This is a genomic window from uncultured Allobaculum sp., from assembly GCF_948576815.1.
GTDB lineage: Bacteria > Bacillota_I > Bacilli_A > Erysipelotrichales > Erysipelotrichaceae > Allobaculum > Allobaculum fili.
Genome location: NZ_CAPAEZ010000024.1, coordinates 16,229 through 34,047, shown reverse-complemented (window position 1 = coordinate 34,047; position 17,819 = coordinate 16,229). Strand labels below are relative to the sequence as shown.

General features: G+C 49.3%; 30 protein-coding genes. 2 read left to right on the top strand and 28 right to left on the bottom strand.

Annotated features, from left to right (window positions below):
* Window positions 1-169: 169 nt before the first annotated feature.
* From rplQ to rpmJ, 5 genes are all read right to left on the bottom strand, one after another.
* On the bottom strand, window positions 170-532 hold the full coding sequence (rplQ, locus tag Q2J39_RS04970; protein ID WP_230268164.1) for a 50S ribosomal protein L17: 363 nt from the start codon (window positions 530-532) through the stop codon (window positions 170-172).
* Window positions 533-541: 9 nt separating this feature from the next.
* Window positions 542-1,501 carry a DNA-directed RNA polymerase subunit alpha gene (locus tag Q2J39_RS04965; RefSeq protein ID WP_230268163.1) on the bottom strand — a complete coding sequence of 320 codons (960 nt, stop codon included), beginning with the start codon at window positions 1,499-1,501 and terminating at the stop codon, window positions 542-544.
* 154 nt (window positions 1,502-1,655) lie between these two features.
* Complete coding sequence (gene rpsK / locus Q2J39_RS04960; RefSeq protein ID WP_230226636.1) at window positions 1,656-2,045, bottom strand: 30S ribosomal protein S11; 390 nt, start codon at window positions 2,043-2,045, stop codon at window positions 1,656-1,658.
* A 22-nt stretch (window positions 2,046-2,067) separates the two neighbouring features.
* Window positions 2,068-2,433: a 30S ribosomal protein S13 gene (rpsM, locus tag Q2J39_RS04955; RefSeq protein ID WP_230268162.1), complete on the bottom strand. Its 366-nt coding sequence runs from the start codon at window positions 2,431-2,433 to the stop codon at window positions 2,068-2,070.
* 21 nt (window positions 2,434-2,454) lie between these two features.
* Window positions 2,455-2,568: a 50S ribosomal protein L36 gene (gene rpmJ, locus Q2J39_RS04950; RefSeq protein WP_075819078.1), complete on the bottom strand. Its 114-nt coding sequence runs from the start codon at window positions 2,566-2,568 to the stop codon at window positions 2,455-2,457.
* A 931-nt stretch (window positions 2,569-3,499) separates the two neighbouring features.
* Between rpmJ and Q2J39_RS04945 the strand changes: the two genes are divergently transcribed.
* Together Q2J39_RS04945 and Q2J39_RS04940 are read left to right on the top strand one after the other, a co-directional pair.
* Entirely contained in the window at window positions 3,500-4,759 is a 1,260-nt protein-coding gene (locus Q2J39_RS04945) for a hypothetical protein (protein ID WP_288820665.1), read from the top strand.
* A 5-nt stretch (window positions 4,760-4,764) separates the two neighbouring features.
* Entirely contained in the window at window positions 4,765-5,265 is a 501-nt protein-coding gene (locus tag Q2J39_RS04940) for an isochorismatase family cysteine hydrolase (RefSeq protein WP_288338767.1), read from the top strand.
* 6 nt (window positions 5,266-5,271) lie between these two features.
* Here the strand turns inward: Q2J39_RS04940 and Q2J39_RS04935 are convergent, their stop codons facing one another.
* From Q2J39_RS04935 to rpsJ, 23 genes are all read right to left on the bottom strand, one after another.
* Window positions 5,272-5,406 (bottom strand): hypothetical protein, encoded by a 135-nt coding sequence (locus tag Q2J39_RS04935; RefSeq protein WP_288338766.1) that lies wholly within the window; start codon window positions 5,404-5,406, stop codon window positions 5,272-5,274.
* 545 nt (window positions 5,407-5,951) lie between these two features.
* Window positions 5,952-6,605 (bottom strand): adenylate kinase, encoded by a 654-nt coding sequence (locus Q2J39_RS04930; RefSeq protein ID WP_230268158.1) that lies wholly within the window; start codon window positions 6,603-6,605, stop codon window positions 5,952-5,954.
* A gap of 58 nt (window positions 6,606-6,663) precedes the next feature.
* Window positions 6,664-7,971, bottom strand: coding sequence for a preprotein translocase subunit SecY (gene secY / locus Q2J39_RS04925; protein WP_288338765.1), 1,308 nt, complete (start codon window positions 7,969-7,971; stop codon window positions 6,664-6,666).
* A 1-nt stretch (window position 7,972) separates the two neighbouring features.
* Complete coding sequence (rplO, locus tag Q2J39_RS04920; RefSeq protein WP_230268156.1) at window positions 7,973-8,410, bottom strand: 50S ribosomal protein L15; 438 nt, start codon at window positions 8,408-8,410, stop codon at window positions 7,973-7,975.
* 15 nt (window positions 8,411-8,425) lie between these two features.
* Complete coding sequence (gene rpsE / locus Q2J39_RS04915) at window positions 8,426-8,938, bottom strand: 30S ribosomal protein S5 (protein WP_230268155.1); 513 nt, start codon at window positions 8,936-8,938, stop codon at window positions 8,426-8,428.
* A gap of 9 nt (window positions 8,939-8,947) precedes the next feature.
* On the bottom strand, window positions 8,948-9,304 hold the full coding sequence (gene rplR / locus Q2J39_RS04910) for a 50S ribosomal protein L18 (protein ID WP_230268154.1): 357 nt from the start codon (window positions 9,302-9,304) through the stop codon (window positions 8,948-8,950).
* Between the two features lie 18 nt (window positions 9,305-9,322).
* Window positions 9,323-9,868, bottom strand: a complete 546-nt coding sequence (gene rplF, locus Q2J39_RS04905; RefSeq protein ID WP_230268153.1) for a 50S ribosomal protein L6 — start codon at window positions 9,866-9,868, stop codon at window positions 9,323-9,325.
* A 25-nt stretch (window positions 9,869-9,893) separates the two neighbouring features.
* Complete coding sequence (rpsH, locus tag Q2J39_RS04900; RefSeq protein WP_230268152.1) at window positions 9,894-10,292, bottom strand: 30S ribosomal protein S8; 399 nt, start codon at window positions 10,290-10,292, stop codon at window positions 9,894-9,896.
* Window positions 10,293-10,309: 17 nt separating this feature from the next.
* The gene (locus tag Q2J39_RS04895) at window positions 10,310-10,495 is read right to left on the bottom strand and encodes a type Z 30S ribosomal protein S14 (RefSeq protein WP_019893566.1); all 186 of its coding nucleotides are present in this window, start codon (window positions 10,493-10,495) and stop codon (window positions 10,310-10,312) included.
* 9 nt (window positions 10,496-10,504) lie between these two features.
* Window positions 10,505-11,047 carry a 50S ribosomal protein L5 gene (rplE, locus tag Q2J39_RS04890; protein ID WP_230268151.1) on the bottom strand — a complete coding sequence of 181 codons (543 nt, stop codon included), beginning with the start codon at window positions 11,045-11,047 and terminating at the stop codon, window positions 10,505-10,507.
* Window positions 11,048-11,058: 11 nt separating this feature from the next.
* The gene (rplX, locus tag Q2J39_RS04885; protein WP_230268150.1) at window positions 11,059-11,391 is read right to left on the bottom strand and encodes a 50S ribosomal protein L24; all 333 of its coding nucleotides are present in this window, start codon (window positions 11,389-11,391) and stop codon (window positions 11,059-11,061) included.
* Window positions 11,392-11,403: 12 nt separating this feature from the next.
* Window positions 11,404-11,772, bottom strand: a complete 369-nt coding sequence (rplN, locus tag Q2J39_RS04880; RefSeq protein ID WP_230268149.1) for a 50S ribosomal protein L14 — start codon at window positions 11,770-11,772, stop codon at window positions 11,404-11,406.
* 18 nt (window positions 11,773-11,790) lie between these two features.
* Window positions 11,791-12,051 (bottom strand): 30S ribosomal protein S17, encoded by a 261-nt coding sequence (rpsQ, locus tag Q2J39_RS04875; protein WP_230268148.1) that lies wholly within the window; start codon window positions 12,049-12,051, stop codon window positions 11,791-11,793.
* A 17-nt stretch (window positions 12,052-12,068) separates the two neighbouring features.
* Window positions 12,069-12,260 (bottom strand): 50S ribosomal protein L29, encoded by a 192-nt coding sequence (gene rpmC / locus Q2J39_RS04870; RefSeq protein WP_230268147.1) that lies wholly within the window; start codon window positions 12,258-12,260, stop codon window positions 12,069-12,071.
* A 2-nt stretch (window positions 12,261-12,262) separates the two neighbouring features.
* Entirely contained in the window at window positions 12,263-12,679 is a 417-nt protein-coding gene (gene rplP / locus Q2J39_RS04865) for a 50S ribosomal protein L16 (protein WP_230268146.1), read from the bottom strand.
* The gene (gene rpsC / locus Q2J39_RS04860; RefSeq protein WP_230268145.1) at window positions 12,679-13,548 is read right to left on the bottom strand and encodes a 30S ribosomal protein S3; all 870 of its coding nucleotides are present in this window, start codon (window positions 13,546-13,548) and stop codon (window positions 12,679-12,681) included. The genes rplP and rpsC overlap by 1 nt, the downstream gene beginning before the upstream one ends.
* An 11-nt stretch (window positions 13,549-13,559) precedes the next feature.
* Window positions 13,560-13,895, bottom strand: a complete 336-nt coding sequence (rplV, locus tag Q2J39_RS04855; protein ID WP_230268144.1) for a 50S ribosomal protein L22 — start codon at window positions 13,893-13,895, stop codon at window positions 13,560-13,562.
* Between the two features lie 9 nt (window positions 13,896-13,904).
* Window positions 13,905-14,183 (bottom strand): 30S ribosomal protein S19, encoded by a 279-nt coding sequence (rpsS, locus tag Q2J39_RS04850; protein WP_230268143.1) that lies wholly within the window; start codon window positions 14,181-14,183, stop codon window positions 13,905-13,907.
* A 17-nt stretch (window positions 14,184-14,200) separates the two neighbouring features.
* Window positions 14,201-15,034, bottom strand: coding sequence for a 50S ribosomal protein L2 (rplB, locus tag Q2J39_RS04845; protein WP_230268142.1), 834 nt, complete (start codon window positions 15,032-15,034; stop codon window positions 14,201-14,203).
* Window positions 15,035-15,194: 160 nt separating this feature from the next.
* Window positions 15,195-15,488: a 50S ribosomal protein L23 gene (rplW, locus tag Q2J39_RS04840; RefSeq protein ID WP_230268141.1), complete on the bottom strand. Its 294-nt coding sequence runs from the start codon at window positions 15,486-15,488 to the stop codon at window positions 15,195-15,197.
* Window positions 15,488-16,117: a 50S ribosomal protein L4 gene (rplD, locus tag Q2J39_RS04835; RefSeq protein WP_288338762.1), complete on the bottom strand. Its 630-nt coding sequence runs from the start codon at window positions 16,115-16,117 to the stop codon at window positions 15,488-15,490. Before rplD ends, rplW begins: the two co-directional genes overlap by 1 nt.
* Complete coding sequence (rplC, locus tag Q2J39_RS04830; protein WP_230268139.1) at window positions 16,117-16,806, bottom strand: 50S ribosomal protein L3; 690 nt, start codon at window positions 16,804-16,806, stop codon at window positions 16,117-16,119. Before rplC ends, rplD begins: the two co-directional genes overlap by 1 nt.
* A 14-nt stretch (window positions 16,807-16,820) precedes the next feature.
* The gene (gene rpsJ, locus Q2J39_RS04825) at window positions 16,821-17,132 is read right to left on the bottom strand and encodes a 30S ribosomal protein S10 (protein ID WP_230268138.1); all 312 of its coding nucleotides are present in this window, start codon (window positions 17,130-17,132) and stop codon (window positions 16,821-16,823) included.
* Window positions 17,133-17,819: the final 687 nt, after the last annotated feature.

The following is a 17,819-nucleotide window of genomic DNA, read 5'->3' as shown; positions in this document are numbered from 1 at the left end:
TATCCCAAGGAGGCGGTCGAGAAAATACCCGTCTTTTATTTGACGCTTACTCCGCTTTGACGGACTCCCGGTTTTTTGAACAGACGAAAGAGTATGTTGGTCCAGATTTTTCAAAAGAGCGAAAAAAAAGAGAAGGCCGAAGCCTTCTTCAAATTGGTTATATGATCGTTTACTTCACGAATTCAACGATTGCCATCGGAGCAGCATCACCGCGACGGATGCGTGTTTTAACAACACGTGTGTATCCGCCGGTACGATCCGCATAAGCGGGTCCGATTTCGTCGAACAGTTTCTGCAGAGCAGTTGTGCCTTCGTCATCAACTTCAACGTTGCGAACAAACGCAGCTGCCTGACGGCGAGCGTGAAGATCTCCACGTTTAGCGAGAGTGACGAGACGATCCATCACTGAACTGAGCTCTTTGGCTTTCATTTCAGTGGTTTCCATTGAGCCGTTTTCGATCAGCGAAGTGGCCATGTTGCGAAGCAGGGCTTTACGATGATCAGAAGTGCGGCCGAGTTTACGGTTTTTCATCTTTGACTCCTATTGATTATCTCCGCCGGCCTTAAAGGAAAGACCGAGGGAGTAGATTTTGTCTTTGATTTCAAGCAGCGATTTCTTGCCAAGATTTCTGACATGCTGCATTTCGTATTCAGTCTTCTGGCACAGTTCATCTACGGTGGAAATACCGGCACGTTTCAGACAGTTGTAGGAACGAACCGAAAGTTCAAGGTCTTCAATCATCTTGGATTTGAGCGATGCATTGCGTTCCTTGAGAATCTCTTCTTCTTCAAGAGCCGGATCCTCCTGCGCCACATTGGCTTCACCGATAATCGCAAGGTGATCGCGCAGGATCTTCGATGCGATGGCGAGCGTCTGGAACGGTTTGAGAGTTCCGTCGGTTTCAATCTCCATCGTCAGTACGTCATAAGGCTTGTGGTCCTCGTTGTATTCCGAACGTGTGGAATAGGCAACGCGTACTACCGGGGAGAAAAGAGAATCGGTGTAGATGACTCCGATCGGGGAGTTCGGGCCAGCGTGGCGGTGCTTGTTGATATCAGCTGCCACAAAGCCGCGGCCAAGTTTGGCCTGCATTTCCATGGAAAATTCCTTACCGGCAGACAGAGTACAGATCGGAAGATCCGGGTTAAGCACTTTAACCCCTTCCGGGCACTGAATATCGCCTGCAGTGACAACGCATGGTCCTGTTTCATGAATGCGCAATGTATAAATCTCGTTGTCGCTGATATCGATACTCAGAATCAGTTTTTTCAGGTTCAGGATGATCGCCGAAACGTCTTCGGTGACGCCCTCCACACCTGTAAACTCGTGATAGACGTCATCAATTCGAATGCTGAAGACAGCGCCTCCAGGAATTGCAGAGAGAAGCACTCTTCTCAGTGAATTTCCCAGGGTAATTCCGAACTGATCCGGGAGAGGCGACATTTCGAATTTTCCAAGGGTGTCAGTCTCTTCCAGCGTAGTAATCTCGTAGTTAGTCATTCTGCCGGGCCTCCTTTATTTCCCAATAGAGCGATGAATTCTTTCCTTATCATTGACCGGATTTCATCCAAAACAAAATGGATTGACCCGAAACCGGAATAGCCGGCTGGCCAATGGAACAGTGATGTTCAGGAAATGAATAGATCCGGATGGATTAGCCGCGTGGTCTCTTCGGCGGACGGCATCCGTTATGGGGAATAGGTGTTACGTCGTTGATCATTGTGATGTCCAGACCTGCAACCTGCAGAGCACGGACAGCGGCTTCACGTCCAGGACCTGGACCTTTTACTTCAACCGCAACGGATTTCATACCGTGATCCATTGCAGCCTTGCCTGCAGCCTCAGCAGCCATCTGTGCTGCATACGGTGTGCTCTTACGGCTTCCCTTGAAGCCGAGTGCTCCAGCGGAGCTCCAGGAAATTGCGTTACCGCCTTCGTCGGTAATGGTTACGATCGTGTTGTTGAATGTAGAGTGGATGTGCGCCATACCTCTGGCAACATTCTTTTTAACGCGACGTTTTCTAATCTGCTGTTTCTTTGCCATATCAGTATTTCACCAGTCCTTTCTACTTCTTCTTGTTGGCTACTGTTTTCGCCTTGCCCTTGCGTGTTCTGGCATTAGTCTTGGTTCTCTGACCGCGAACTGGAAGTCCTTTGCGGTGACGGATACCTCTGTAGCAGCCGATTTCCATCAGACGTTTGATGTTCAGCTGTACTTCACGGCGAAGGTCGCCTTCTACCTTGATCTGGTCAACTGCTTTACGCAGTGCGTTCATTTCTGCTTCGCTCAGATCTTTGATGCGGGTGTCTTCGCTGATCTTGCAGTCTGCAAGGATCTTTTCGGCAGTAGGTTTGCCGATTCCATAAATATAAGTTAAGGCAATGACAGACCGTTTGTTATTTGGAATGTCAACTCCTGCAATACGAGCCATTTGTTCCTCCTGTTGTCCTAATTAACCCTGTCTCTGTTTATGCTTCGGGTTTTCGCAAATTACCATGACTCTGCCTTTGCGGCGGATGACACGGCATTTGTCACAGATGGGTTTCACGGATGGTCTTACTTTCATGTGTATACCCCTTTCGTATTCACGTATTCAACCTTCTAAAATCCACTCATACGCAGTGAGCGTATTTTAGCAGAAACGTGATGATTGAAATTTCTGATGGCGCGATCCATTACTTGTCGCTTTCGCGGCGTTCACGGAATTCCCTTTCGGGCACTGACCGCGGGCCGGACGGCTGAGGGCGCTGCCCTGATGATTCACGTTCAGGAACCATTGGTAAAACAAATTGCGCCTAATCAGTATAGACGCAATTGCCTTTCGTTTCAAGTTATGACCCATTTGAAACATTTTGTGAAAGTTTGTGAACGAATCCGGACGGGTCTTTTCTGCCCGTACGTACTTCTACTCCTTTATCTTAGCGGAAAACGAAACATTCTCCTCTTATGGGACTCTTTTCCCTTTCCAGACTGCCTGTTCCGTCAAAAAGGAAAAACAGTTCGTTCAGCGATTCGACATGAAATATCCATTATGGATTCATGCAAGGGTCAGCCGGTTTGCTGGCGGCAATCCCCTTCGGCTTCGATTATCCATCGGTCCCGGCACAGAAATACGCTCGATGATATTTCCTTGCTCTGTTATTTCGTTCTCATTTTCGCGCTGGCATCGAATGCACCTGAAAACAACAGGCATCTATGGACGATGTGCGGGTTGAGGGGGAGAAGAAGAAGCCGATGATTTGATTTCATTTTTGGTTTTATTCGGTTCATTCTTTTCACTTCTTATCCATCCTCAGAAATCGATCTGGTTTGTCGTAGACCAGTCCGTATTATATATGGAAATAAAATTCTCATTCGACTTGCTCATCCTGCCTGTAAAACCATCCGACACGATGCGTTGTGCAGAAGAAACTGACGAAATATGAAAACTGGATATTCTGTCTTCTCTTCTTGCTCTTTTGGGCGTTCTGTCTTACCTTTTCTGTCCGACGGCCGATTTGTCTGCAGCAGGATCAAGTCCTGAGCAGGAGACCGTATGCCCTTCACCCTTTATTCAGCCCTGGCGCTATATCCCCGCCGATCTGGGCGGCGAATTAACTGGTACCTCTCTGGAACATATCGATCGGTACATGAGCCTGAATCATTTTGCTCCTGTCGAACGATCCGAATTTCTGGTTAAGCTTTCCCCGGATCTTGCTGCAGGCTGGCATATTCAAAGCCGGCTTGATCTGTATATCTTTAAAAGCGACATTGCCGTTTTCTCCTTGTGCGACGATTCCTTTCTCATTCGCAAAGCTCAGTTTGCCAAGGACTACTGCCGTTCCCGGCGCGAAGCGCACAGCCGGATCTGCAGTTTTGAAGATCCGGCTGTTTCCCTCGCCATGCAGAAAACGCTGCGTGCGCTTCATCAGATTTGTGCGCTCATTCCTTCCTCTCATCGGCAGAGTTCGAAAGAAGACTGGGAATCGAATGGATTGTCGTATGTCATGACCGTCAGTCATTTCTGTACAGGGCTTGATCCAGCGGAGTATATGGAAATGATGAAAACGGATGACACATTTGTGAAATCTTTAAAAATTCTTCTGATGCCAAGCCTTGCCAATGAAGAAGATTCCTTCGTATGTCCTCTGACAGATGACATGCGTGATCCCTATCAGTCCGATCTTTCCGATGTTGAGCTGCCTCACGATTATGAATTAAGGGAAGATATCGACGTATACATCAGCTGGGCTGCCGTAATAACCTCTTCCAGGGAAATTCGAAAAGACTATGTCCGGTTTATGGATGCACTGGAAATCGATTTGCAGGCCATGTGGATGTATACGTATTGTCTTTTACAGGATCTCGGCTGTCCCGACACCGAAACCGCTTCTTCCCTGAGTCTGCGAAAATTACGGAATCAGTACCTTACTCGCTACAATCAGTTCATGACGACCGCGGATTCCAGCATGCCGGTTTACGTTTCAAGAATTCGAAATGCGCTGATCGAGTCGAGCGGACTTACGGAGTACAAGGATCAGCTTATTGAGCGCCTGGAATATCTGATTGAAGATCGTACAACCGAGGAAAACCAGCGTCAGCGCAAATATGGCTGGCTAAGTGAAATCCTGCTTTTCATCATTGCGTATCTGGATATTCTGACTACGCTCTTTTCCCTTTTCGAAGAACAGCTTACGGATGGATGGCGCTTCTTCTGGATAACGGCTGCCGGGATCATCTTTGTCTCTGGTATTATTTTTATTATCAAGAAGGAGTGATTTCGATGTCTGACTGTCTGGTGATCATTGATGTACAGAAAGGGTTTTTATCCCCTGCGACGGAAGATGTCCCTTCAAACCTCAAAACATTGCTGTCCCGGCGGCATTTTTATCATATCGTCGCTACCCAGTTTATTAACACGCCAGATTCCCCCTATGTCTCTCGAATGGGCTGGACGGGTCTGATGGAAAACACGCCTTCTACGCAGGTGGATCCTTTCGTCGCGCAGGTAAGTGAACGGATTTTCCAGAAAAAGATCTATTCCTGTTTTACGGATGAGTTCAGGGAATTTCTTGCGCAGAATTCCATTGACCGGCTTTACTTTGTCGGGATCGATACCGACTGCTGCGTACTGAAAAGCTGCACCGACGCATTCGAATCCGATATTCCCTTCGAAGTGCTCCTGAACTATTGCGCAAGCAATGGAGGCTCCAGAAGCCATGAAGCCGCGATCACGGTCATGAAAAGAACCATTGGTGCATCGCAGATGAATACCGCACTCTGAACCCATTCAGGCGTCCGAACTGACGCTTTTTTTCTGATTTTCCATGGGCAACGGCGTTCCGTTGTACTGATGAACCGAATGCCGAACGCTCATCCAGTCTTGCGCAATGTCCTTTGGATCTGGATTCATTTTTCTATCCATGGTTGATTACATCTCCTGTTTATGCGGCGATGGCCGCTGATGATGATGAGACAGAATAGCTCTTTTGAAGAGTTCTTCTGTACTTTTATTATGCCCGCTTCACGGGAGTACGGTTTTGGATATGCAGAAATATCAAACACCTTTTTGACTGTGTTTAAGGTGCAATTCCGGCTTGCAGCTGACCTGTCATCTGTCGTTTTAGGGCGATGGGGGCCCACTGATCGGGTGTCGTTGAAACGGGGCTGCCGATCGGATGAACGGCGTTGGCGTATTAAAAAAATCCCCCTTTTCGAAAGAAAAGCAGGGATTGAGGATCGATCGACTCTAATATCCTGCGTTCCTGTTGCATGAATCCGCAGCTTGCGGGGGAGCGGAATGGCGTGTGATTTTACGCTTTGAAACAGAAAACAGAACTAGAGATGAATATCGTTTTGAGGCAAATGCGATTCGAAACGGTGCGGATCAGAATCCAAAACGGGGATAAAGATTTGGATTTCCCAGGACGCGCATCAGAATCGAATCGTAGAGCAGGCAAGGTCGGAATGTTATGCCTGCTTCAGGTTTTCGACAATGTCTGTCCAGATCGCTTCAAAATCGCGGTTAGCATCCACTTTTTTGAGGAGGCCAAGATCGTGATAGAAGCCGATGACTGGTTCCGTCAGGGCATGGTAGTCGCCGAGACGTGTTTTCAGACTTTCTTCGTTGTCATCTGCGCGGTAAGTCAGTTCATGACCGCAGTTGTCGCAGATGCCTTCCTTTGCGGACGGTTTGAAGTAGATATTGAAAATTTCGCCGCAGTTCGGGCAGGAACGGCGGCCGAGAATGCGCTTGGTCAGCACATCTTCCGGGACGTCGAGGTAAAGAACGACATCGGTAGCCAGATCCGTGGAATCGGTCATCTTCTTGAAGGTTTTAGCCTGTTCGAGCGTGCGGGGATAGCCGTCGAGCAGATAGCCGTCCTTGGATTTGTCCATGCGGTTAGCGAGGTAGTCCAGAACCATGCGGTTAACGATATCATCCGGTACAAGGTGACCGGCATCGATGCAGCTTTTGGCTTCCTTGCCCAGATCGGTTCCTTTGGAAATGTTTTCGCGGAACAGATCGCCGGTAGAAATATGGTCAAGGTTGTACGTTTCTTTCAGACGGCTGCTGAAGGTTCCTTTGCCAGAGCCTGGGGCTCCCATAATTAAAATATTCATAGTCTGTCTCCAAAAAATCCGGCTGAGTTAATCAGCCGGATTCATAGTTTCGTGTTGATTAATCGAAGTCGTAGTACTTCTTGTACGCTTTCTGGGTTACCAGTCCCTGAATCTGACGTACGGTCTCAATCGCAACACCGACAACGATGATCATTCCGGTGCCACCCAGAGCCATGGACGTCGGCAGCTGAGGCCAGATGAGAGGCATCAGATGCGGGAGAACAGCGATAGCCGAAAGGGCCAGCGCGCCGAGTACGGTAATACGGGAAAGGGCTTTGTCCAGATAGGTTTCCGTCTGCTTGCCTGGACGAACGCTGGGAATGTATGCGCCAGATTTGGCGAGGTTCTCAGCGACCTGCTCCGGGTTAACCTGCATCTTGGAGTAGAAGAAGGTAAACAGAATAATCAGAACTACGTAGATGGTCAGCGAGTACCAGGTACGAAGGCCAAGCCAGTTGGACATGGTGGTGTACCAGGAAGCGCCGTTTGCGAAGAAGCTGGCGACCTGAATCGGAGCCATCATTACCGAAGAAGCAAAGATGACTGGGATAACGGAAGCCGTATTAATCTTCAGCGGCAGGTAGTTCATCGTAGCCTTTTTGGACAGAGACATAGAACTCGAAGTGTACTGGATTCGAATTTTCAGCTCTGCCGTGTTGATCAGTACGACAAAGACGATGATCAGCAGGTAGACGAGGATGTAGGCGGCGAAGATCCAGCCTCCGTTTGCGGGAGCAGCTGCACCGTCTGCACCGGTAACCAGGGAAGACCACGCAGCAGAGAACTGCTGCGGCATGCGGCCGACGATACCGGCCATGATGATCATGGACATACCGTTGCCGAAGCCTTTTAAGGAGATCTGGTCACCAAGCCATACCAGGAACATGGAGCCTGCAGTAAAGATCATGGCAACGTACAGAAGTCTGGCGGTCGAAAGACCGTTGTAGAACAGACCGCTGTACATATTGTTAAAGCTGTACGTCAGGGAGATGGACTGCACGAAACCGAAGACAACCGCCAGATAGCGGGTGTACTGATCGAGTTTCTTGCGTCCGGTTGCACCCTGTTTGGAAAGTTCAGTCAGCGCTGGGATAACATCCGTGCTTAAGAGCTGGATGATGATGGAAGCGGTGATATAGGGAGTAACACCGATTGCGAAAACGGAGAACTGTTCCAGTCCGCCGCCTCCAAGCAGGCTCATCATCGCAAACAGGCTGTTATTTTCCAGGCTGCCAACCAGTCCGGCGGTGTTTACGTCGGGGACGGTAATTGCGCATCCCAGACGGTACACCAGGAAGGCAAAGAGAGTGAACAGGAGACGGTTACGGATGTCCTTGTTCTCAAAGATTGCCTTAACGGTTTTCATTTTAGAGAACCTCTACGGTTCCGCCTGCTTTGACGATGGCCTCTTCAGCACTCTTGGAGAATTTTGCAGCACTTACGGTGAGCTTCTTCTCGAGAGTTCCTTCACCGAGGACTTTGACACCAGCGAGCTGTTTTTTCAGCATGCCGGTTTCCTTGAGAAGCTGTGGCGTTACGTGGGTTCCGTCTTCAAAACGGTTCAGATCTGCCACGTTGATGATGGCATATTCCTTACGGTTGAAGTTGGTAAAGCCGCGCTTTGGAAGACGGCGGGCCAGTGTGGTCTGTCCGCCTTCAAATCCGAGACGAACGCCGCCGCCGGAACGGGCTTTCTGACCTTTCTGTCCGCGGCCGGCAGTTTTGCCGAGGCCGGAACCAGGTCCGCGTCCTACTCTTTTTCTCGCTTTGCGGGACTGACTCTGGGAAAGTTCATGCAGTTTCATTTCGTTTCCTCCTTCTTACCCGCGGATTTCTTCGGGTTTCTTACCGCGAAGTTCAGCTACCTGATCCAGGGTACGCAGGGATTTAAGTCCTTCCACAGTAGCACGTACAGTGTTGATTTTTGTACGGCTGCCGAGGTTCTTGGTCAGGATATCGGTGATACCGGCCAGCTCCAGAACGGCACGTGTAGCGCCGCCGGCGATAACACCGGTACCTTCTGTAGCGGGTCTCATGAATACAGCACCAGCGCCGTATTTACCGGTAACTTCGTGTGGAATGGTTGTTCCAACGATTGGCACGAGGAACATGTTCTTACGTGCAGCTTCGGTAGCTTTACGGATCGCTTCCGGTACTTCTTTTGCCTTGCCGGTACCTACACCGACACGGCCTTTACGGTCACCAACAACCACCAGAGCCGCAAAACGCATTTTACGACCGCCTTTTACGGTTTTGGAGATTCGGTTGATGGAAATGACCTGTTCGTCGAACTCTTTCGGTTCTCTTCTCTGTCTTCTATCGTTGTTTGCCATGGCGACCTCCTAGAACTCCAGGCCGCCTTCGCGAGCGGCATCAGCTAAAGCCTGAACACGGCCGGTGTAGAGATATCCGCCGCGGTCAAATACGACTTTCTTGATATTGCTTTCAAGAGCGCGGCGGGCAATTTCTGCGCCGACTTTCTTGGCAGCTTCGATGTTTCCGCCGTTTTCGAGCTTCATGGCTACGGAAGAAGCGGATACCAGAGTATGACCTTTTGTATCGTCAATGATCTGGGCTTCGATGTTGGCGTTGCTTCTGAATACGTTCAGACGTGGGCATTCAGGAGTTCCGCTGACATTCTTGCGAACGCGAAGATGACGTTTCTGTCTTGCTTCGTTTTTTGACTGTTTTTTAATCATAGTCTTGCTCCTTTCCCACTATTTCTTACCAGCAGTCTTACCTTCCTTACGACGGATATGTTCACCTTTATAGCGAATACCTTTTCCTTTGTAAGGCTCAGGTTTGCGAACTGCGCGCACTTCTGCAGCGAATTCGCCGACGAGCTGCTTGTCAATGCCCTTAACGGTAATTGTGGTTGCGCTTGGGCAGGTTACTTCGAGTCCTTCGAAGATTTCTTTTTCAACGGGGTGGGAGTAGCCGACGTTCATGGTCAGCTTGTTTCCTTTAACCGCTGTACGGAAACCGATACCAACGAGTTCAAGATCTTTCTGGAAGCCTTCAGATACGCCGACTACCATGTTGTGCAGCAGAGCACGGGTTGTTCCGTGCAGCTGTTTTGTGGCCTTGAGATCGTTTGGACGTTTTACAGTTACTTCGTTTCCTTCAACCTCGATCGTGAGGATGTCGGAGAACTTTCTTGTCAGAGTTCCCTTAGGACCTTTGACAGTCACCTCATTCCCTGGAGCAACTTCAACAGTTACGCCGGCAGGAATGGTAATCAGTTTATTGCCGATACGTGACATTCAGTATTTTCCTCCTGCTGAACTATTACCAGATGTAGGCGAGTACTTCGCCGCCTACATTGGCTTTCTTTGCGTCGCGATCGGTCATCACACCGTGGGATGTGGAGATGATCGCAGTGCCAAGTCCGTTCAGTACGCGTGGCAGGTTGTCTGCGCCGGCGTATACACGGAAGCCTGGCTTGGAAATTCTCTTCAGACCGGAGATTACGCGTTCTCCGTTCTTGCCGTATTTCAGATCGATGGTCAGCGTTTTCTTAACACCGTCAGCTTCTGTGGAGAAACCGTTGATGTAGCCTTCTTCGACCAGGATTTTAGCAATTCTTTCCTTCTCTTTGCTGGAAGGCATGGAGACAGTCTCATGCTTCTGAGCAAGAGCGTTGCGGATGCGGGTGAGCATATCCGCGATCGGATCAGTCATTGTCATGCTTGTTTCCTCCCTGCTTACCAGCTAGCCTTTTTCACACCCGGGATCTGGCCTTTGTAAGCCAGTTCACGGAAGCAGATACGGCAGATGCCGTATTTTTTCAGTACGGAGTGCGGACGTCCGCATCTCTGACAGCGAGTGTACTCGCGAACTTTGAATTTCTGAGGACGCTGCTGTTTCAACTTCATCGCTTTTTTTGCCATGAGTTCCTCCTATTTCTTAACGAAGGGCATGCCAAGAGCGGTAAGGAGCTCTTTTGCCTCTTCGTTGGTATCTGCGGTGGTTACGATAACGACATCCATACCACGGGATTTGTTGACTTTATCGAAGTCGATTTCCGGGAAGATGATCTGTTCCTTAACACCGAGAGTGTAGTTGCCGCGTCCATCAAAGGCGCTGTCTGAAACACCGCGGAAGTCTCTTACACGCGGAAGAGAGATGTTGAACAGTTTGTCCAGGAATTCATACATTCTGTCCGCGCGCAGGGTTACCTTGCAGCCGATCGGCATGCCTTCACGAACCTTGAAGTTCGCGATGGATTTTTTCGCCTTTGTGATTACCGGCTGCTGACCGGAAATCGCTGCGAGTTCTTCTACAGCTTCGTCAAGATATTTCGAGTTCTGGATCGCATCGCCGACACCAATGTTGATTACGACTTTTTCGATCTTCGGAACCTGCATAACGGAAGAATAGTTGAACTGCTTCATCATAGCCGGGACGATCTCGGACTGGTATTTTTCTTTTAACCGGTTCATTTACTATCCTCCTACTTCTTTTCTTTCAGTTCGTTGCCGCTCTTCTTGAAGTAGCGGACTTTTGTTTTCTTGCCATTTTCGTCAACGGAAACCTTAACGCCAATGCGGCCGGCTTCTTTGGCTTTTTCGTCGTAGAGAGCGACGTTCGATGCATCGATCTTCGCTTCTTTTTCAACGATTCCGCCATCCGGGTTGGACTGGGTCGGTTTCATGTGCTTTTTGACGATGTTGACACCTTCAACGATGACTTTGCCTTCTTTCGGGAATGCAGCAAGGACTTCGCCGATGGTTCCTTTGTAAGCTCCGGTCATTACCTGAACTTTGTCACCTTTTTTAATCTTCACGAGAAATCCTCCTTACAGCACTTCCGGTGCCAGAGAAACGATCTTCATGAAGTCGTGGTCACGAAGTTCACGGGCAACCGGGCCGAAAATACGAGTACCCCGGGGGGTTTTGTCATCTTTGATCAGAACGACTGCGTTGTCGTCGAACTTGATGTAGGTTCCGTTGTCGCGACGTACGCCGTATTTGGAACGAACGATTACGCCTTTTACAACGTCACCCTTTTTAACGGCTCCGCCAGGAGCTGCCTGTTTAACAGCACAGACAACGACATCACCGATGTTGGCAAATTTGCGCTTGCTTCCGCCAAGAGGACGAATGACAAGGACTTCCTTGGCACCCGTGTTGTCGGCTACGCGCAAACGGCTTTCATTTTGAATCATTTGCTCTTCCTCCTGACTCTAGCCGCGTGCTTTTTCCACTACGCTAACCAGACGGAAACGTTTGGTTTTGGAAAGAGGTCTTGTTTCCATGATTTCAACGAGATCTCCTTCTCTAGCTTCGTTTTTCGCATCGTGGGCTTTGAATTTCTTAGTGTATTTAACGCGCTTGCCGTAGAGCGGATGTTTTTTCATCGTTTCAACGGCAACCGTAACAGTTTTGTCCATCTTGTCAGAAATGACTCTGCCACGGTAAACTTTTCGGTTGTTTCTTTCTTCCATGTCCAAGTCCTCCCTGATTAAGCCTGTTTCATTTCGCCCAGTACGGTTTTGATGCGGGCGATGTCTTTTTTAACCGCTTTAAGACGTGCAGTATTCTCGAGCTGGCCAGTTGCCTGTTTGAAGCGGAGATTGAACAGCTCATCTTTGAGGAGATTGAGTTCCTGCAGCAGTTCAGCTTCTGTCTTTGTGCGAAGTTCACTTGCCTTCATGACTATTCAGTTTCTCCTTTCTTAACAAAACGAGTTTTAACTGGAAGCTTGTGGCTGGCCAGGCGGAGCGCCTCGCGAGCTACTTCTTCCGGTACGCCGCCAACTTCAAACATTACGCGGCCGGGTTTAACAACAGCTACCCATCCTTCTGGAGCACCTTTACCGGAACCCATGCGGACTTCAAGAGGTTTTTTGGTTCTGGCCAGATGCGGGAAGATCCGGATCCATACTTTACCGCCACGTTTCATGTAACGGGTCATGGCAATACGGGCTGCCTCGATCTGACGGTTGGAAACGTAGTTGCCGCTGTCTGCTACCAGACCGTATTCGCCGAATTCGACGTTACGGCCGGCTTTGGAACGTCCTTCGTAGGAAAGACGATGCGGACGACGGTACTTCGTACGCTTTGGCATTAACATTATTCGTTACCTCCTTTAGGAGCTGCGGCGGCAGGTGCAGCGTTCGCATTGGAACGGCTGTCTCTGCGTCCGCCTTCTCTGCGGGGCTGACGTCCGGCACCTCTGCCGCCCTGACGGCGGTCGTTGCCGTTGCGTCCGTTTCTGCCTCTTGCAGGACGAGTGCGTCTCTGTTTTGGAGCTTCCGGTTCTTTAACCATTTCTCCAGGGAGAACTTCACCGCGGCAGATCCATACTTTTACGCCAAGACGGCCGTAAGTGGTAGCTGCTTCTTCAAGGGCATAGTCGATATCCGAACGAAGTGTGTGCAGTGGTACAACACCTTCGGAATAACCTTCGGTACGGGCGATATCTGCTCCGCCAAGACGGCCGGAAACAGATGTCTTGATGCCTTTCGCACCGGAACGCATGGTGTTCTGGATGGCTTTCTTCTGGGTTGCACGGAATGATTTACGGTTTTCGAGTTCGTTCGCGATCCAGCGAGCCACCAGACGAGCGTCCAGGTTCGGGTTGGCGATTTCTACGACGTTGATCTGCAGGTTTTTAACCGAAGTCATTTTCTGCAGGGCTTTTTTCAGGCCTTCAATGGATTTTCCATCCTGACCAATGACAACGCCTGGGTGAGCAGTACGAATGATCAGAGTCATTCGGTTCTGCGTTCTTTCAATTTCGATTCTCGAGATCTGAGGATCGGCTTTTCTCTTATCTGCTGCTGCTTTGGAGAGATTTGCATAATAGTTCTCGACGAATTCGCGGATCTTCACGTCTTCCATCAGGAGTTTCGAGAATTCTTTATCATCTGCATACCATCTGGACTGCCAGTCACGGATGATACCGGTCCGCATTCCAATCGGGCTTACTTTCTGACCCATGGTGTTCCTCCTTAGTCTTTCTCAGCCACAACAACAGTGATATGGCTGGTACGTTTATGAATCGGACTGGCGCTGCCTTTTGCACGAGGCATGAAGCGCTTGAGTGTTACGCCTTCGTTTGCGTAGCATTCTTTTACATACAGTTTTTCTTCGTCCATTTCGTGGTTGTTCACCGCGTTGGCGACTGCGCTTTTGAGGACTGCGCCGACCATTTCACCGCCTTTGTTGGGAGTGAACTTGCAGATGGCTGCAGCTTCTTCAACATTTTTGCCGCGGATCAGGTCCAGGACAAGTCTGGCTTTACGGGGCTGAATGCGAAGTGTTTTTGCGGTTGCTCTTGCTTCCATACTGACCTCCTACTTCTTGCCTTTCTTGTCATCGGCTGCGTGGCCGAGGTATTTGCGGGTTGGGGCAAACTCACCGAGCTTGTGTCCAACCATGTCTTCGGTTACGAACACAGGTACGTGTTCCTTGCCGTTGTATACGGCAAATGTGTGTTCAACGAATTCAGGGAAAATAGTTGAACGACGGCTCCAGGTCTTAATGACTTCTTTTTTATTGGAAGCGTTCAGAGCCTGAACTTTTTTCATAAGGCTTTCGTCGACGAAAGGTCCTTTTTTCAAACTACGACTCATTTCAACGTTCTCCTTGTCTATTTGCCGTTTCTTCTGCGTACGATCAGTTTGTTCGACGCTTTCTTCTTAGCACGTGTCTTCACGCCAAGAGCCTTCTTGCCCCACGGCGTCATTGGAGACTTGCGGCCGATCGGCGTACGGCCTTCACCACCGCCATGCGGGTGATCGTTCGGGTTCATTACAGAACCGCGTACTGTCGGGCGAACGCCTTTCCAGCGGGTTCTTCCGGCTTTACCGAGGTTAACCAGAGCGTGGTCTTCGTTGCCGACTGCGCCAACAGTAGCGCGGCAGGTTCCGAGTACCTTGCGAACTTCGCCGGATGTCAGACGCATCGTAACGTATTTGTCTTCAATACCGAGAATCTGTGCGGAAGCACCGGCTGCACGGGCCATCTGGCCGCCTTTGCCAGGACGGAGCTCAACGTTGTGAACGATCGTACCTTCAGGCATGTTGCGCAGTTCGCATGCGTTTCCGACTTTGATATCCGTTTCCGGACCGGAAACGATTTTAGCGCCGACCTCGAGGCCTTTCGGAGCGAGGATGTAGCGTTTTTCACCGTCCGCATATGCTACGAGAGCGATGTTGCAAGTACGGTTTGGGTCATATTCAATCGCCTTAACGGTTGCAGGGATGCTGTCCTTGTTTCGTTTGAAGTCGATGATACGGTAAGTTCTCTTGTGACCGCCGCCCTGGTGACGGGTGGTGATGCGGCCTGTGTTGTTGCGTCCGCCTTTGGATTTCAGCGGAGCAGTCAGGCTGCGTTCCGGAGTTGTCTTTGTGATTTCTTCGAAAGTCAGAACAGACATTCCACGGCGGCCGGGTGTAGTCGGTTTATACTTTTTGATTGGCATAAACTTTTTCTCCTCTCAATACGCGATGTTTATTCAGGAAATAGCGTCTTCTCCCTGATGCAAAACCGTTTCTTTTTATCGGATCGGCTTCGATCCTCGGAATCAGTTTTGCGTATTTTCCTTGTCTCTATATAGATAGAGGAAGGAAGCTATGGATCGTTTATTCTTCTTCGCCGAAGATGTCGATCTTTTCGCCCTTCTTCAGAGTAACAACGGCTTTCTTGAAACCATTGACAACGCCGACTGTAGCGCCTCTGCGTTTTGTATGGGCTTTGGTATTGCTGATGTTGACTTTTTCAACCTTAACGCCGAACAGATTTTCAACAGCCTGACGAACTTCGATCTTGTTGGTCTGTTTCGGCACTTCGAAGGTGTATTTGCCTTCGTCTTCCATCGCGGCTACGGACTGTTCTGTGATAACCGGACGGATCAGTACATCTCTGTAGTCTTTCATTAAGCGAGGGCCTCCTCTACTTCTTTTACAGCCTGTTCAGTCATGAACACCTGGTTTGCGTTGAGCAGGTCGTAAACGTTGATGCCACGGGAGTTCATCATCATGACATCCGGGATGTTGCGGGCGGAGAGATAAGCATTATCTGTATCTTCGTCCATGCCTACAACGAACAGGGTCTTGCTTGGAGCTTTGATTGCTTCCACAACAGCTGCGAATTCTTTTGTTTTCGGAACGTCGAATACCAGAGCGTTCAGTACGCCGAATTCGTTGTCCTGAACCTTGCTGGAAAGCGCAGATTTCAGAGCCAGACGGCGAACTTTCTTATTGATTCTGTAGGAGTAATCACGGGGAGTCGGGCCGAATACAATTCCGCCGCCTCTCCACTGTGCAGCACGGATGGAACCCTGACGGGCACGTCCGGTGCCTTTCTGACGGTAGGGCTTACGTCCGCCGCCGCTTACTTCGCTGCGGCCTTTAACGGAGTGCGTTCCCTGACGCTTGCCGGCCTGCTGCATTTTAACAGCTTCGTACAGAGCGTCTTTATGCGGTTCAATGGCGAAGATGCTGTCGTTCAGCTCGATGGAGCCGACAACTTCGCCCATCTGATTCAGTACATTGATGAGTGCCATTATTCTCCAGCCTCCTCTGTGCGGTTGATCAGAACTACAGGAGCCTTATCGCCTTTAGAAGCTTTGGCTGTGCGGATCATAACCATTCCTTTTTTAGGACCAGGAACGTTTCCTTTGATCAGTACGTAGTTGTTTTCCGGATCAACTTTGATTACGGTCAGGTTCTGAGCAGTTGTGCGTTTGGCACCTTCATGACCAGGCATTGCAGTACCCTTCATGATGCGTCCCTGACGGGATGTAATACCGTTGGTAGCCAGAGATCCGATGTGACGGATGTTCTTGGATCCACCATGTGTTTTTGGGCCCTGATGCGCATTGTTGCGGTAAATGGTACCCATATATCCTTTACCTTTGGATGTGCCGATTACGTCGACAGTTTCTCCAGCAGTAAAGATGTCTACGCTTACTGCGTCGCCTGGCTGAACTTCCAGGTCACAGTCGCGGACTTCGCGGACAAAACGTTTCGGGGCAGTGCCAGCTTTTTTGGCATGTCCGATTTCAGGTTTTGTCGAACGTTTTTCTCTTACGTCTTCGAAACCAAGCTGTACAGCATTGTAGCCGTCTGTTTCAACGGTTTTCACCTGCAGCACAATGTTGGGTTCGGCTTCGATTACAGTTACAGGAATCAGGACGCCATCTTCTGTGAAGACCTGAGTCATCCCTAACTTTCTTCCTAACAAACCTTTCACGATGACTTCCTCCATTAAAGTTTGATTTCGATGTCAACGCCGCTGGGCAGTTCCAGTCTCTGCAGTGCATCGATAGTTTCTTTGTTCGGCGAAACAATTTCGATCAGACGCTTGTGCGTACGGATTTCGAACTGTTCACGGGAATCTTTGTACTTGTGAACCGCACGAAGAATGGTCACGATCTGTTTTTCTGTTGGCAGAGGTACAGGTCCAACCACTTTCTTTGCACCATGTTTCTGGGCAGCTTCAACGATTTTCTTCGCGCTGTCGTCCAGAATGCGATGCTCGTACGCTTTCAAGCGGATTCTCATTGTGTTTTTTGCCATGGTTACTCCTTTCGTTTATTCTTGATAAACATGCTCTGTGCGAATTCCCCAACCCATTCCATGACAACGTATTTCAGTGGGTCAGCAACCTCGCACTTCCTCGCAGTGCTTGAACAGTCTATCAAAATATCCCCCTCATTACAAGCGATATTTCTCGGCGATTTTTACATTTTCTTAAGATCCGGCCCGACGAGTAAAGGCTTTTTCGGATTTTCAGCCTCTTTCCGTATTGAAAAATTCTTTCATCATTGTGTAAGCGCTTTTACTCTTTTAATCCTGACGTCGTCATTTCGTATTTGGCAAAACGATAAAAAAGACGTCGCCAAATCGAAGTTATGTACGTTTTTCGAATCCGCTTTTCTCTGTTCTCAGCACGTGGATGCTTCTGTATAAATGGCTGTGACATTCCATTGATCCTCCTGAGTGTTCTCGGTCCTCTCTGATTCATGTATCATTCACCAGAGTCTCAGAATTCTCGCAGGCGTCAGGCTTCCGATCTCCTGCTTCCGTCGCGGCGACTTTGCGTTTTCCTTTCTTATATTTATCTTATTTGCCTTATTTGCCGTATATGCGCTTCTTATATTTGCCCTCATATTCGCTTATTTGAATTTCTGCGCGTTCTTCCATATGTTCGCCTCGCTTGTATGCACGCTCTTCCCATTCATCCATATATAACGCAATTAAAGC

Excerpts from the sequence above, each read along its gene's own strand:
- rplQ (WP_230268164.1), bottom strand. The coding sequence starts at position 532 with ATGAAAAACCGTAAACTCGGCCGCACTTCTGATCATCGTAAAGCCCTG.
- Q2J39_RS04965 (WP_230268163.1), bottom strand. The coding sequence starts at position 1,501 with ATGACTAACTACGAGATTACTACGCTGGAAGAGACTGACACCCTTGGA.
- rpsK (WP_230226636.1), bottom strand. The coding sequence starts at position 2,045 with ATGGCAAAGAAACAGCAGATTAGAAAACGTCGCGTTAAAAAGAATGTT.
- rpsM (WP_230268162.1), bottom strand. The coding sequence starts at position 2,433 with ATGGCTCGTATTGCAGGAGTTGACATTCCAAATAACAAACGGTCTGTC.
- rpmJ (WP_075819078.1), bottom strand. The coding sequence starts at position 2,568 with ATGAAAGTAAGACCATCCGTGAAACCCATCTGTGACAAATGCCGTGTC.
- Q2J39_RS04940 (WP_288338767.1), top strand. The coding sequence starts at position 4,765 with ATGTCTGACTGTCTGGTGATCATTGATGTACAGAAAGGGTTTTTATCC.
- Q2J39_RS04935 (WP_288338766.1), bottom strand. The coding sequence starts at position 5,406 with ATGGATAGAAAAATGAATCCAGATCCAAAGGACATTGCGCAAGACTGG.
- Q2J39_RS04930 (WP_230268158.1), bottom strand. The coding sequence starts at position 6,605 with ATGAATATTTTAATTATGGGAGCCCCAGGCTCTGGCAAAGGAACCTTC.
- secY (WP_288338765.1), bottom strand. The coding sequence starts at position 7,971 with ATGAAAACCGTTAAGGCAATCTTTGAGAACAAGGACATCCGTAACCGT.
- rplO (WP_230268156.1), bottom strand. The coding sequence starts at position 8,410 with ATGAAACTGCATGAACTTTCCCAGAGTCAGTCCCGCAAAGCGAGAAAA.
- rpsE (WP_230268155.1), bottom strand. The coding sequence starts at position 8,938 with ATGGCAAACAACGATAGAAGACAGAGAAGAGAACCGAAAGAGTTCGAC.
- rplR (WP_230268154.1), bottom strand. The coding sequence starts at position 9,304 with ATGATTAAAAAACAGTCAAAAAACGAAGCAAGACAGAAACGTCATCTT.
- rplF (WP_230268153.1), bottom strand. The coding sequence starts at position 9,868 with ATGTCACGTATCGGCAATAAACTGATTACCATTCCTGCCGGCGTAACT.
- rpsH (WP_230268152.1), bottom strand. The coding sequence starts at position 10,292 with ATGACAATGACTGATCCGATCGCGGATATGCTCACCCGCATCCGCAAC.
- Q2J39_RS04895 (WP_019893566.1), bottom strand. The coding sequence starts at position 10,495 with ATGGCAAAAAAAGCGATGAAGTTGAAACAGCAGCGTCCTCAGAAATTC.
- rplE (WP_230268151.1), bottom strand. The coding sequence starts at position 11,047 with ATGAACCGGTTAAAAGAAAAATACCAGTCCGAGATCGTCCCGGCTATG.
- rplN (WP_230268149.1), bottom strand. The coding sequence starts at position 11,772 with ATGATTCAAAATGAAAGCCGTTTGCGCGTAGCCGACAACACGGGTGCC.
- rpsQ (WP_230268148.1), bottom strand. The coding sequence starts at position 12,051 with ATGGAAGAAAGAAACAACCGAAAAGTTTACCGTGGCAGAGTCATTTCT.
- rpmC (WP_230268147.1), bottom strand. The coding sequence starts at position 12,260 with ATGAAGGCAAGTGAACTTCGCACAAAGACAGAAGCTGAACTGCTGCAG.
- rplP (WP_230268146.1), bottom strand. The coding sequence starts at position 12,679 with ATGTTAATGCCAAAGCGTACGAAGTACCGTCGTCCGCATCGTCTTTCC.
- rpsC (WP_230268145.1), bottom strand. The coding sequence starts at position 13,548 with ATGGGTCAGAAAGTAAGCCCGATTGGAATGCGGACCGGTATCATCCGT.
- rplV (WP_230268144.1), bottom strand. The coding sequence starts at position 13,895 with ATGGAAGCAAGAGCAACCGCAAAAACACTTCGCATTCAGCCCCGTAAA.
- rpsS (WP_230268143.1), bottom strand. The coding sequence starts at position 14,183 with ATGAGTCGTAGTTTGAAAAAAGGACCTTTCGTCGACGAAAGCCTTATG.
- rplB (WP_230268142.1), bottom strand. The coding sequence starts at position 15,034 with ATGCCAATCAAAAAGTATAAACCGACTACACCCGGCCGCCGTGGAATG.
- rplW (WP_230268141.1), bottom strand. The coding sequence starts at position 15,488 with ATGAAAGACTACAGAGATGTACTGATCCGTCCGGTTATCACAGAACAG.
- rplD (WP_288338762.1), bottom strand. The coding sequence starts at position 16,117 with ATGGCACTCATCAATGTACTGAATCAGATGGGCGAAGTTGTCGGCTCC.
- rpsJ (WP_230268138.1), bottom strand. The coding sequence starts at position 17,132 with ATGGCAAAAAACACAATGAGAATCCGCTTGAAAGCGTACGAGCATCGC.